The sequence below is a fragment of the Pseudoalteromonas sp. TAB23 genome, assembly GCF_000498075.1.
GTDB classification, from domain to species: domain Bacteria; phylum Pseudomonadota; class Gammaproteobacteria; order Enterobacterales; family Alteromonadaceae; genus Pseudoalteromonas; species Pseudoalteromonas arctica.
In genome coordinates this window covers 20,149-33,174 of record NZ_AUTP01000161.1, presented here as the reverse complement: position 1 = coordinate 33,174, position 13,026 = coordinate 20,149, and the positions used below count along the sequence as shown (strand labels likewise).

Sequence of the window (13,026 nt, the reverse complement as noted above, 5' to 3'; positions counted from 1 at the left end):
CGTTCGCCTTCGCCGGGCCCTACTCGCTGAAATATATCCCACGCATTTAAGGCCACTTCCATCGCGCGCGGATCGGCGTTACCTATATCCTCTGTTGCAATGGCAAGTAAACGCCTTGCTACATACAAAGGGTCGCCACCACCGGCTAAAATTCGGCAATACCAATACAGCGCACCATCGGGAGAGCTACCACGTACTGATTTATGAAAGGCTGATATTAAATCGTAAAATTCATCGCCGCCTTTATCGTATTTAGCTAAATGAGTAGGTAGCACTTGGCTAAGTACGTGCTCGTCTACGTTGTATTGACCGTTTTGCTCGGTTGTTAAATCAACCGCTTGTTCAAGTAAATTAAGTACTTTACGCGCATCGCCNCTTGCTTGGCACAGTGCCTTTTTAGCGTTGTCGGCAATAGTGATATGTTTTTGGCTTAGCTGCTCGTCTTGTTTAAGTGCGCGTTCTATTACGGTATATAAGTCGGCATCGGCAAGCGATTTTAAAACATACACGCGTGCACGCGACAATATAGCGTTATTAAGGGCAAACGATGGGTTTTCGGTGGTTGCACCTACAAATATAAAGGTGCCGTCTTCTATGTGCGGTAAAAACGCATCTTGCTGAGACTTATTAAAGCGATGAACCTCGTCAACAAACATAAGGGTGCGTTGGCCACGGCTTTCTAGGTTATCGCGCGCTTGCGTTACGCTGTCACGTATATCTTTTACGCCTGCGGTTACCGCCGACATTTGAATTAGTGAGGCATCAGCATGGTTGGCAATTATTTGCGCAAGTGTTGTTTTACCTACACCCGGTGGGCCCCATAAAATTAAACTATGGCATCGCCCCGCGACAATGGCTTGATGCAGTGGTTTATCAGCACTTAATAAGTGTTGCTGACCAATGTACTCGTCAAGCGTTGTGGGGCGCATACGCGCAGCAAGTGGCCGTACATCGGGCCCAAAGTTAAAACCTAAATTACTCACCGTTACTCTGATCGTCTATTTCAACACCTTCAGGAGGCGTAAATTCAAAAGTGCTTTTATCAAGCGGCGCATTAACTTGGGCATTGTTAAACGTAAATGACGATAGCTGCCCTGAGTTGTCGGTAACCACTAGTTTAGCAAGACCTTGCTCGTTACCCGCAAACGCTATATCAAGTTGTTCTACTTGGCTTTCTACGCCTTTATTTGGCGTTACGCTAAAGCCTGTACTTGTTGCAAGTACGCTGTATTTTTCCCACTGTGCTGGGTCTTTTGATGTAAGTAGCACAAATGGTGTTGAGTCGATTAGGCTGCTGGTTTTCATAATTGTTACTTGCTCAGCAAAGCTGTCGAAGTAATAGGTTTTATCGCCGTTTGATACAAATAATGTATCGTCTGGGTTTGTTTGCTGCCAACGAATCATCATAGGCTGTTGAAGCGCTATTGTGCCCTCGCCTTGCATAACAGCTTGGCCTTCTTTGTCTGTTACTTTTTGTGCAAACTGCGCTTTAAAGCTTTTTAAAGTGGCAAGTCTGTCTTGTAATGCTTGGCTGTCATCAGCAAAGCTTGGTGCGGCAAGTACGCTGCCTAACACTAATAATAAGGCGTTAAATTTTTTCATTAATTTGCTCCATTAGGTACTAATACATCGCGAGCGCCGTTATGACCTGGTGAACTCACGATACCCGATGTTTCCATTTGTTCGACTAAACGTGCTGCGCGGTTATAGCCAACACGCAGTTTACGTTGCACTGACGATACCGATACCTTGCCGGTTTCAATTACAAACGACACGGCTTCGTCGTATAACGGATCGTTCTCTTCGTCTGCATTTTCGCTTGCTTCACCTGGCAATAAAATATCTTCACTGGCATCACCATTGAGTATTTCATCAACGTAATTTGGCTTAGCACGCGCTTTCCAATCGTTTACTACGGCGTGTACTTCATGGTCGTCTACAAACGCGCCATGTACACGCTCTGGTACACTAGTGCCTGGTGGTAAATAAAGCATATCGCCCATACCCAGTAAGTTTTCTGCGCCTTGCTGGTCAAGTATCGTGCGCGAGTCTATTTTACTTGATACCTGAAACGCCATACGCGTTGGTATATTTGCTTTAATTAAACCTGTTATTACATCTACCGAAGGGCGCTGCGTTGCCAGTATTAAATGAATACCTGCCGCACGTGCTTTTTGGGCTATGCGGGCAATCAGCTCTTCTACTTTTTTACCAACAATCATCATCATGTCGGCAAATTCGTCTATTACTACAACAATACTTGGTAACTTACCAAGTTCTTCCGGGCCTTCTTTCATGCCATCGGTGTCTTTAAATAATGGATCAAGAATTGGGTAACCCGCTTCATTGGCTTCAAGCACTTTTTGGTTGTAACCTTTTAAGTTACGCACACCCAATGCTGACATTAATTTATAACGACGTTCCATTTCGCCTACACACCAACGCAGTGCGTTAGCGGCTTCTTTCATGTCGGTGACTACTTCACACAATAAATGCGGAATGCCTTCGTATACTGATAGCTCAAGCATTTTAGGGTCAATCATGATCATACGTACATCGTCAGGGCCCGATTTGTAAAGCAAGCTTACTATCATGACATTAACGCCCACTGATTTACCTGAACCAGTTGTACCGGCCACCAGTAAGTGTGGCATTTTACCTAAATCAGCACATACCGGCTGACCAGCAATATCTTTACCTAGCACCATGGTAAGCGGGGATGGATTTTGCTCAAATTTAGGCGCGTTTATTACTTCTGACAAACGTACTATTTCGCGATGTTTATTAGGAAGCTCAATACCAACATATGTTTTACCCGGTATAACTTCTACAACACGCACACTAATTGCCGAAAGCGAACGGGCTAAATCTTTTGCTAAACCTGTAATTTTAGACACTTTAATACCTGGCGCTAAATCTAGCTCAAAGCGTGTAACAACAGGGCCTGGGTATACCGCTACAACTTTAGCTTGTACGTTAAAGTCGAGTAGTTTTGTCTCTACTAGGCGCGATACTGTATCGAGCTCTTCTTGCGAAATTGGGTTTTTAGCTTTGTCCGGTCTGTCGAGTAAATCGAGCGACGGTAATGGCCCCGGTGGTGGTTCTTGCGTTAATAATTGCTCAAACTTTTCTTTAGCCGTTGGCGGTGGTTGATATTGCGCTTTTGATTTAGGCATTGGTCTTGCTGGTGATACCACTGTTGTAACTGGTTTTTCTGGCTCTACAACTGGGCTTTGGTCAAGCGCGTTTAATGCAGCGGCCGTGTCCATTGGTTCGTCGTCTATGGCGCTAAAGCCAATTTCTTGATCGAGTATGTCGTCAAGCTCGTCAAACGGCATAAAATCGTCACTAATTTGTGGCTCATTAAACGGTGTTTGCGGTTTATTAATTGCTTTTTGTTTATCTGCTTTTTTTGCTGATGTAGGCAGCTCTATTTGCTCTTTTATATCGTCTTCAAAATGGGCGTCTACTTCATCGTGATTATTTGCTTTGCCCGCAGCGTGTTCTCGGTGCATCCAGCCTTTTGCGTACGATACAATAAAGCGATAAAACCTAACCATTAAATCGCCAAGGTAATCTACAAAATCAACCCACGATACACCCGTTAATAAGGTAAGCCCGGCAAAAAAGAAACACAGCAATAATATAGAGGTGCCGGTAAAGTTAAACGCAGGCATCATGGCTGATGCAATAACATCGCCCACTACCCCACCAGAGGAAAAGTTATAAATATCGTCAAAATTGATACTACTAATAGCGGTAGCTGAGGTGATAAACAAAGCAAAACCAATAACACGCAGCGCTAAGGTGGTGTAATCAAGCTGTAAAATGCGGTGAGGTTGTTTAAATAGCAAGTAGCCAAATAGCTGAATGGCCGCTGGCACTAAGTAAGCCAACCAACCAAAGGTGAGTAATAAAATGTCGGCTATCCATGCACCGGCTGCTCCTGTGATGTTACTTACTTCGCTAAAACTAGTTTGCGACCATGCAGCATCTGCTGGATCAAAGCTGATCAAGGCACATAAAATAAATATTGCCGTAAAGGTGCTGATAATCAGCCCTGTTTCTAATAGTCTTTGCACACCGTTTAGGCGCATAGTTCCCTATTCCTCTTTATTATTCTATTTTTATTCACACTTACTTAGCAGTGAAATACCTTAGCAGGAAATGCAATTTGTTGCACTTTATCTTAACCTTGATGGCCTGATTATGAACAAGTTTTTATAATTTGAGCTTATATAAGCAAATGACGCAGCTAATATAAATAACCTTAAGTAATATAAGGACGAATAATTACGCCTTCTTCACCTTTTACTTCTTCCATTACTACATAAGTTCGGCTTTCACTAACGTTAGGCAATTTTAATAATATGTCACCTAATACACCACGGTATTCTGACATATCATTTACGCGCGTTTTAAGTAAAAAATCAAAATTACCCGATACTAAATGACATTCGATAATTTCTTCGTGCTTTTTAACAGCCGCACTAAACTCATCAAATACGTCGGGAGATGTTTTAGTAATTGTTACTTCTACATACACCGATAAACCTTGCCCAAGCTTAGCTGGATCGACCACTGCTTTATAGCCAAGTATGTAGCCTTCTCGTTCTAGCTTTTTCACTCGCTCCAGACAGGGCGTGGCGCTTAGGCCAACTCGTCTGGCCAGTTCAACATTTGAAAGGCGTCCATCGTGCTGTAATTCCATTAAAATTTTACGGTCAATTCTATCTAATAACTGATGCATAGTACCAACTAGTTTTTTATGCTGTTTATTTTTGTTATATAGATGATAACACTAGATTTGACTTTAAAAAAGGTGAGACACACGGGCTTATGATGAATATAATAGTGAAAAATGTTAATCCGTTCTTAATAAGGCAAATGATATGATTATTGGTGTTCCTAAAGAAATTAAAAACCATGAATACCGTGTAGGTATGGTTCCTGCGAGTGTTCGTGAATTAGTAAACCACGGTCATCAAGTGATTGTAGAAACTGATGCAGGCATGGGTATTGGTTTTACTAACGAAGATTACACGCTAGCGGGTGCTGAAATTTTAGCAACTGCTGCTGACGTTTTCGCTAAAGCAGACATGATTGTAAAAGTAAAAGAGCCACAAGCTGTTGAACGTGCAATGTTACGTGAAGACCAAATTCTTTTCACTTACTTACACCTTGCACCTGATCTTCCACAAACTGAAGACCTTGTAAAAAGCAAAGCTATTTGTATTGCATACGAAACTGTAACTGACTCTCGCGGTGGTTTACCGCTTCTTGCTCCTATGAGCGAAGTTGCTGGTCGTATGTCTATTCAAGCTGGTGCACAAGCGCTAGAAAAATCTAACCACGGCCGTGGCATGCTACTAGGTGGCGTACCAGGCGTTGAAGCGGCTAAAGTTGTTATCATTGGCGGCGGCATGGTTGGTCGTAGTGCAGCGCAAATGGCTGTTGGTCTTGGTGCTGAAGTTGTCGTTCTTGACCGTAACATCGACGTATTACGTGCACTAGACGCGCAATTTGGTAATAAAGTTAAAGCTATTTACTCAACTGCTGATGCTCTAGAAAAACACGTACTAGAAGCTGATTTAGTAATTGGTGGCGTACTAATCCCAGGTGCAGCTGCACCTAAACTAGTAACTGCTGAGCACATTAAAGCAATGAAACCTGGTTCTGCAATTGTTGACGTTGCAATCGACCAAGGTGGCTGTATTGCTACTTCTAAAGCAACTACGCATGCTGATCCTACTTTCATCGTTGATGAAGTTGTTCACTACTGTGTTGCTAACATGCCAGGTGCTGTTCCACGCACATCTACGTTCGCACTTAACAATGCAACATTGCCTTTCATCATTAACCTTGCAAACAAAGGTTATAAAAAGGCGTTACTAGATGACGCTCACTTCTTAAAAGGCTTAAACGTAATTAAAGGCCAAGTAACTTACAAAGAAGTAGCAGAAGCGTTCAACATGGAATATGTTGACCCACGCACAGCGTTAGAAAACGCATAATTTAGCGTTTTGTAGTTAGGTTGGTATTAAGTAATGTAGCTACCTAACTACAACCCATAAAAAAAGCAGCTAATTAGCTGCTTTTTTTGTATTTAAATTTCAGATTTATATAAGCTTATTTAGATAAACTTATTTAGATAAAACGCTTAATTATAAAATCTACTTTTACGCGCTTAGCTTGGCCAAGTAGTTTTTTAACTGGCTGCGGGTAATCATCCATCGTTTCTAAATCATCTGGGCCTGTTAAACGTCGGCAGTGTTGTAAAATTTCCTGCTTTTCGTTATCAATAGCATCCATAATTGTTTGCTCTGGATCTTCTATTAAAATACCGTTTTCGATATCAAGACCCCATGCACGCGGATTTAAGTTATGCCCGCTCAGTAAATGTTTTGTTCTATCTGAACAAATACCTTTTAAATGAAACGAATTGCTTTCATCTTTCCACAGATACACATTTAAATTACCGTTATCGATATGGCGCTTTTGCGTTTTTACAAATTTATGCAAAATAGTTTCGTATAAATAAGGTAATGCCCCTATTTTACTAAACGGCTCGCTTGGCGGTAAATAAAAGTCATTTGCTGTTTTATCGCCTACAACAATAGTCACTTGCTTGCCTTGCTTTAATAATCGGCGCAGCGATCGCATAAGCGGTGCCGGAAAATTGAAGTATGGCGTATACAACACAAGCTCTTGCTCTGTTGTATCAAATAACGCTTTTATTAAACGATTTAACTCGTTATTGCGACGCCCGAGTCCTAAAAACAAGCGAATACCTAATGCTTGCGTATTTAGCTGCTCTGCTGCGTTATAACTTGCGACTTTTAAATCACGCATTAATTGCTTTTGATCAAGCTTAAAGTCGTGCAAACGCTTAAGCGGTCGCGTGTCTATACGTGGCACAGCCACTGATGAAAGTAGCTTTGTCTCAATAAAATCAACTACTGAGTCACACAGTTCGCTCTGCGTTATCAAAAAGTAACGATCGAGCCTGTAGCGCTCGTTGTATTGCAAGTACACGTTATTTAAGCTTGCGCCGCTGTAAAGTAAGGTGTCGTCAATTACAAAACCTTTTAAATGCAATACGCCAAATAATTCTTTAGCTTTTACAGGTACGCCATAAACTTGTACGTTCGATTTAAACTTTTCTAAATCGTCACAGTATAAACTTGCGTTACCGTCTGATTTATCAGCGCCAATTAATCCACGTTGCGCACGATGAAAATCCACCAGCACTTTTACCTCAAGTGCGGGGTTTGCCAATGACACACGATGCAGCGCTTCTAAAATTTCGCGACCTGCTTCGTCATCTTGTAAATACAACGCAGTAATATAAATTCGTTTTTTTGCGTTCGCTATCAAGCGTAGCAATTGCGTTCGGTAATCTTGCGCATTGGTTAAGACGTTAACGTCTTTTGAAGTCAACCCGAATGCGGGTTTTTCCTGCCAAAATAACATAGTTGCCTATTTGCTTAGGTCACATAATCTATCAGTGACAAATAAAATTAGGTAAAACATAACAAAAAAAATCAAAGGGGTCATGAAATAACGCTGTTTTGTTGCCTGTTAGTCTATTTATTGAGCTACTTAGGCATTTTAACTGTAAAAGCACATAACTCTAGTACACAATACTGCACAGCTTTTCGATTTGATAAAAAAAATAATCGCGGATTTTGTTTACATCTGCCTTGTTTTTCTTAGAATCGAGCGCATTAAAGACCGTATTAAACGTTTAGGAAAAAATAATGACTGAAGCAAAACATTGTAAGCTACTAATTTTAGGCTCTGGCCCAGCTGGTTATACTGCCGCAGTATATGCAGCACGTGCAAATTTAAACCCTGTTTTAATTACAGGCATTCAACAAGGTGGCCAATTAACAACCACAACTGAAGTTGAAAACTGGCCTGGTGATGCACACGGTTTAACAGGTCCTGCGTTAATGGATCGTATGAAAGAGCACGCTGAGCGCTTTGAAACTGAAATCATATTCGATCACATCAATAAAGTAGATGTATCTAAGCGCCCTTTCACACTAACTGGCGACCAAGGTACTTACACATGTGATGCATTAATCATTGCAACGGGTGCGTCTGCTAAATACTTGGGCCTAGAGTCTGAAACTAATTTCCAAGGCCGTGGTGTTTCGGCATGTGCTACGTGTGACGGCTTTTTCTATAAAGGTCAAAAAGTGGCGGTTGTTGGTGGTGGTAATACAGCGGTTGAAGAAGCGCTTTACTTATCTAACATTGCTGACGAAGTACATGTTATTCATCGTCGTGATAGTTTCCGCAGTGAAAAAATACTTGCTGACCGCCTTGCTGAAAAAGCAGCAAACGGTAACGTTGTAATGCATTACAACCGCACGCTTGACGAAGTATTAGGCGACCAAATGGGCGTAACCGGCGTTCGTATTAAAGATGCACACTCTGATGCAACTGAAGAGCTAGATTTAGCCGGCGTATTTATTGCTATTGGCCACAAGCCAAATACTGATATGTTTGTTGGTCAACTAGAAATGAAAGATGGCTACTTAGTTGTAGAGTCTGGTCTTCACGGTAACGCAACTCAAACAAGCGTAGAAGGCGTTTTTGCTGCAGGTGATGTGTCTGACCACATTTACCGTCAAGCAATCACATCTGCGGGTACAGGCTGTATGGCTGCCCTTGATGCTGAACGTTTTTTAGATAATTTATAAGCAATTAAATAAATTATTATAGGGCTGATTATTCAGCCCTTTTTTTATGCCTAAAATATAGTTACACTTTTAAGATCAATTATAAAATAAGTACTGTATGAGAAATCAGCTATACCAATTAAGCGAAAACGATATAGCATTCCCCAATCCGGAATACGCATTAGAATCCCCTGATGGCTTGTTAGCAATTGGCGGAGATTTGAGTTTACCTCGCCTAAGTAATGCCTACAAAAGCGGAGTATTTCCTTGGTTTAGTGAAGATGAGCCTATTATGTGGTGGTCTCCCAGCGAGCGAGGCATTTTTGAGCTTAATGATTTTCATATAAGTAAGAGCCTGCGTAAGCATTTAAAAAAGCACCCTGTAAAAGTAACCATTAATAATGCCTTTGAAGAGGTGATAGAAGCCTGTCGCGATCAACGCCTTGATACCGATGGCACCTGGATCACCTCTGACATGCTCGACGCTTACGTTAATGCACACAATGCTGGCATTGCACATAGTTTAGAGGTATGGAGTAACGGAGAGCTTGCAGGTGGCTTATACGGCATAATGCAAAATGGTGTATTTTGTGGCGAGTCTATGTTTCATCATCAAACCAATTGCTCTAAGCTTGCTATGTGGGCACTGGTAAATTGGCTTAAACGGCATAATGCACATTTTATTGATTGCCAGTTAGAAAACCCTTATTTAATGACCCTGGGTGCACAAGTAATCCCCCGTTCCACATTTTTGACTAAACTAAAAGCTGCACATAACTATACTGTTAACCCTATTATGTGGGAGCCACAAGAACTTGACGCAATCTATGAATGAGCAACTTCCTGCACGTGTTGGTTTAACCCAAGAGTTTGACTGTAGTTATTTACCCAACAGACAAGAGCAACTTTTAGTTATTCTAGATCCCAGTTGCTACAGCACCGACAAATTTGAGTCGTTATTAGGCTTGGGATTTCGTCGCAGTGGTAACCAAATATACCGTCCACACTGCCCAATATGCAGCGCATGTAGTTCTGTACGTGTATTAGCACAAGACTTTATGCCCTCAAAATCGCAAAAACGTAAACTAAACAAAGCAAAAAGCCAGTTTGAAGTGAAATATTCAACGCAAGAGCGACCTGAGTACTATCCGCTTTATAGCAAGTACATAACGATGCGTCATCAGGATGGAAGTATGTATCCTCCTGAAAAAGAACAGTTTCAAAGTTTTTTGCTTTGCAGTTGGCTCAAGATCACATTTATTGAACTGTGGCACCAAGATACTTTAGTCGCGGTTGCCGTAACTGATTGTATGAATAGCGCTATTTCTGCAATTTATACCTTTTTTGACCCCGACTTTGAACACTATAGTTTAGGCTCTGTGATGATATTAGAGCAGCTAAAGTTTGCAAAAGAGCAAAATAAGCAATACGTGTACTTAGGCTATCAAATTGATGAATGCGACAAAATGAAGTACAAAACTCAGTTTTTACCTGCTCAAAAACAACTCAATGATGAGTGGGTGGCTATTTAATTTGCAAATATAGCCCCTGCGCCTTTACTTATTGGAGTATTTTGGGCAAAATCTGCAGCGTTTAACTATTAAAGAGGTGTTACGCTAAACATGGCGAAAGAAGACGTAATCGAAATGCAAGGGACAGTCCTTGATACTTTACCAAATACAATGTTCCGAGTTGAGCTAGAAAATGGTCACGTAGTTGTGGCTCATATTTCAGGCAAAATGCGCAAAAACTATATCCGTATTTTAACCGGCGATAAAGTAACGGTAGAAATGACTCCTTACGATTTATCAAAGGGTCGTATCGTATTCCGTGCTCGCTAAGTAAGTGCGTAAACGAGATTTAGTTTTTGGCTAGTGTTTTACTAGCTTTAAGCGTTTATTAAATGTAATTGATAGACATTGACTAGCAATTACATTTAATAAACAAAAAGCCCAGTTTTTGCTGGGTTTTTTGTTGCCTATAAAAAGGGCAAAAAAATGGCCCGCTATTATGTAGCGGGCCATTTTATTTAACTAAATTATTTAATTAACGTTTTACGCTGGTGTTAAATTACTCTCGTAATCAAAGCGAATCTTCTTGTCTTTAACCGATACTTTAACCGTACCGCCATCAACAAGTTCACCAAACAGTATTTCGTTAGCTAATTGCTTTTTAAGCTCTTCTTGAATAACACGTGCCATTGGACGTGCACCCATTGCTTTATCGTAGCCTTTATCTGCCAACCACTCACGTGCTTTAGACGTAAGCTCAAGGTTAACTGATTTTTTATCAAGCTGCGCTTGCAGTTCCACAATAAACTTATCAACCACCAGTAAAATAACTTCACGTTCAAGGTGATTAAACCAAATGATGTTATCTAAACGGTTTCTAAATTCTGGTGAAAATACTTTGTTAATTGCACCCATTGCATCGTGCGTATGATCTTGCTCTGTAAAACCAATCGACTTACGCGTAGTTTCTTGAACGCCCGCATTGGTAGTCATTACAACCACTACATTTCTAAAGTCAGCTTTACGGCCGNGTTATTATCGGTTAGCGTACCGTGATCCATAACCTGTAGCAAAATGTTGTAAATGTCTGGATGCGCTTTTTCAATCTCATCTAAAAGTACAACAGCATGTGGGTTTTTAATAACCGCTTCTGTTAATAAACCACCTTGCTCAAAACCAACATACCCTGGTGGAGCACCAATTAGTCGACTTATTGCATGGCGCTCTACATATTCCGACATATCAAAACGAATAAACTCAACACCCATACATTTAGCAAGTTGCTTAGTTACTTCTGTTTTACCCACACCGGTAGGCCCTGCAAACAAGAACGAACCTACTGGTTTTTCTTCGCTCGATAAACCAGAGCGAGATAAGCGAATAGCTGATGTAAGCGCATCAATAGATTGATCTTGCCCAAACACGAGCATTTTAAGGTTACGGTCTAAGTTTTTAAGCGTTTCTTTATCTGTCGACGAGACGCTTTGCGCTGGGATACGTGCCATTTTAGATATAATTAGTTCTATATCTGCCACGCCAATGGTTTTTTTACGTTTAGAGCTAGGTTGCAGACGCTGGCTTGCACCGGCTTCATCAATTACATCAATGGCTTTATCTGGCAAGTGGCGCTCATTAATGTATTTAGCACTGAGTTCTGCAGCTGCTTTTAGTGCTTTTTGAGTGTAACGAATGCCATGATGCTCTTCGTAACGCTCTTTTAAGCCGTTTAATATTTTAGTGGTATCGGCAACACTTGGCTCAAGTACATCAATTTTTTGAAAGCGACGTACTAATGCACGGTCTTTCTCAAAAATATTTTTATACTCGTTGTAAGTTGTTGAACCCATACAACGTAGCTTACCACTTGAAAGGAGTGGTTTAAGCAAGTTTGATGCGTCCATAACACCACCAGACGCCGCGCCGGCACCGATTATGGTATGTATTTCATCAATAAATAAAATAGAGCCTGGCTCAGCTTGCAGCTCTTTTAGTAAGCTTTTAAAGCGCTTTTCAAAGTCGCCACGGTATTTAGTACCCGCAAGCAATGCACCCATATCTAGCGAGTACACAACAGCATCTGCAATTACTTCTGGTACTTGCTTATTAACAATGCGATACGCTAAGCCTTCAGCAATTGCTGTTTTACCAACGCCCGCTTCACCAACAAGTAATGGGTTATTCTTTTTACGACGACACAATACTTGTACCGTGCGCTCTACTTCGCTGTCGCGTCCGATCAGTGGATCAATGTTACCTTCACGAGCTTGAACGTTTAAGTTAGTTGTAAAGCTGTCTAGCTTGCTTGCTTCTTCATTTTGAACTTCTTGCACTTCATCATGAATATCGTCGCTGTCGTTGCCTAATTCATCATCTGCTTTAGAAATACCATGCGAAATAAAGTTAACGATGTCTAAACGCGATACATCATGCTTTTTAAGTAAATATACAGCTTGGCTTTCTTGCTCAGAAAAAATAGCAACTAGCACATTCACGCCAGTGACTTCATTTTTACCTGACGATTGCACATGGAACACAGCGCGTTGTAATACACGTTGAAAGCCAAGTGTTGGCTGAGTTTCACGCTCTTCTTCTAAATCTGGAATGACGGGTGTTGTTTCGTCAATAAATTCTAATAATTCGGTTTTTAAACCAGAAATATTAACACCACACGCGTTTAGGGCTTCTCCTGCAGAAGGATTATCTAACAGCGCAAGTAAAAGGTGCTCTACGGTCATAAACTCATGACGGCGAGTGCGCGCTTCACGAAACGCGGCATTTAATGTGAGTTCTAAGTCTTTGTTTAGCATTGGCAACCCCTTACTGAG

10 protein-coding genes and 1 pseudogene are annotated in these 13,026 nt (G+C 41.2%); 5 read left to right on the top strand and 6 right to left on the bottom strand.

The annotated features are described in order from the left end of the window. The 4 genes from L654_RS0106630 to lrp form a co-directional block, all read right to left on the bottom strand. The coding region (locus L654_RS0106630) for a replication-associated recombination protein A (RefSeq protein ID WP_024607617.1) at window positions 1–983 on the bottom strand (983 nt) is incomplete at its 3' end. Beyond that, entirely contained in the window at window positions 976–1,602 is a 627-nt protein-coding gene (gene lolA / locus L654_RS0106625) for an outer membrane lipoprotein chaperone LolA (protein WP_024607616.1), read from the bottom strand. The genes lolA and L654_RS0106630, both read right to left, overlap by 8 nt. Further along, the gene (locus L654_RS0106620) at window positions 1,602–4,097 is read right to left on the bottom strand and encodes a DNA translocase FtsK 4TM domain-containing protein (protein WP_024607615.1); all 2,496 of its coding nucleotides are present in this window, start codon (window positions 4,095–4,097) and stop codon (window positions 1,602–1,604) included. Before L654_RS0106620 ends, lolA begins: the two co-directional genes overlap by 1 nt. Before the next feature lie 173 nt (window positions 4,098–4,270). Continuing rightward, window positions 4,271–4,750 carry a leucine-responsive transcriptional regulator Lrp gene (gene lrp / locus L654_RS0106615; protein WP_007582985.1) on the bottom strand — a complete coding sequence of 160 codons (480 nt, stop codon included), beginning with the start codon at window positions 4,748–4,750 and terminating at the stop codon, window positions 4,271–4,273. A gap of 142 nt (window positions 4,751–4,892) precedes the next feature. On the opposite strand from lrp, the gene ald reads away from it, so the two are divergent. Further along, complete coding sequence (gene ald, locus L654_RS0106610) at window positions 4,893–6,014, top strand: alanine dehydrogenase (RefSeq protein ID WP_024607614.1); 1,122 nt, start codon at window positions 4,893–4,895, stop codon at window positions 6,012–6,014. A gap of 133 nt (window positions 6,015–6,147) precedes the next feature. Here ald and pssA read toward each other — a convergent pair whose 3' ends face one another. Then, window positions 6,148–7,473, bottom strand: coding sequence for a CDP-diacylglycerol--serine O-phosphatidyltransferase (gene pssA / locus L654_RS0106605; protein ID WP_024590327.1), 1,326 nt, complete (start codon window positions 7,471–7,473; stop codon window positions 6,148–6,150). Window positions 7,474–7,760: 287 nt separating this feature from the next. Here pssA and trxB point away from each other — a divergent pair, with 287 nt between their 5' ends. From trxB to infA, 4 genes are all read left to right on the top strand, one after another. Next, window positions 7,761–8,711: a thioredoxin-disulfide reductase gene (gene trxB / locus L654_RS0106600; RefSeq protein WP_008168643.1), complete on the top strand. Its 951-nt coding sequence runs from the start codon at window positions 7,761–7,763 to the stop codon at window positions 8,709–8,711. A 97-nt stretch (window positions 8,712–8,808) separates the two neighbouring features. Then, window positions 8,809–9,525, top strand: coding sequence for a leucyl/phenylalanyl-tRNA--protein transferase (gene aat, locus L654_RS0106595; protein WP_024607613.1), 717 nt, complete (start codon window positions 8,809–8,811; stop codon window positions 9,523–9,525). Then, complete coding sequence (locus L654_RS0106590) at window positions 9,518–10,222, top strand: arginyltransferase (RefSeq protein ID WP_024607612.1); 705 nt, start codon at window positions 9,518–9,520, stop codon at window positions 10,220–10,222. Before aat ends, L654_RS0106590 begins: the two co-directional genes overlap by 8 nt. A gap of 90 nt (window positions 10,223–10,312) precedes the next feature. Then, the gene (gene infA / locus L654_RS0106585; protein ID WP_002962494.1) at window positions 10,313–10,531 is read left to right on the top strand and encodes a translation initiation factor IF-1; all 219 of its coding nucleotides are present in this window, start codon (window positions 10,313–10,315) and stop codon (window positions 10,529–10,531) included. 213 nt (window positions 10,532–10,744) lie between these two features. Here infA and clpA read toward each other — a convergent pair. After that, a pseudogene (gene clpA / locus L654_RS01000000125635) lies at window positions 10,745–13,008 on the bottom strand (ATP-dependent Clp protease ATP-binding subunit ClpA). Between the last annotated feature and the right edge of the window lie 18 nt (window positions 13,009–13,026).

Coding starts and splice junctions, on each gene's coding strand:
- trxB (WP_008168643.1), top strand. CDS start 7,761: ATGACTGAAGCAAAACATTGTAAGCTACTAATTTTAGGCTCTGGCCCA.
- infA (WP_002962494.1), top strand. CDS start 10,313: ATGGCGAAAGAAGACGTAATCGAAATGCAAGGGACAGTCCTTGATACT.
- aat (WP_024607613.1), top strand. CDS start 8,809: ATGAGAAATCAGCTATACCAATTAAGCGAAAACGATATAGCATTCCCC.
- ald (WP_024607614.1), top strand. CDS start 4,893: ATGATTATTGGTGTTCCTAAAGAAATTAAAAACCATGAATACCGTGTA.
- lolA (WP_024607616.1), bottom strand. CDS start 1,602: ATGAAAAAATTTAACGCCTTATTATTAGTGTTAGGCAGCGTACTTGCC.
- lrp (WP_007582985.1), bottom strand. CDS start 4,750: ATGCATCAGTTATTAGATAGAATTGACCGTAAAATTTTAATGGAATTA.
- L654_RS0106590 (WP_024607612.1), top strand. CDS start 9,518: ATGAATGAGCAACTTCCTGCACGTGTTGGTTTAACCCAAGAGTTTGAC.
- pssA (WP_024590327.1), bottom strand. CDS start 7,473: ATGTTATTTTGGCAGGAAAAACCCGCATTCGGGTTGACTTCAAAAGAC.
- L654_RS0106620 (WP_024607615.1), bottom strand. CDS start 4,097: ATGCGCCTAAACGGTGTGCAAAGACTATTAGAAACAGGGCTGATTATC.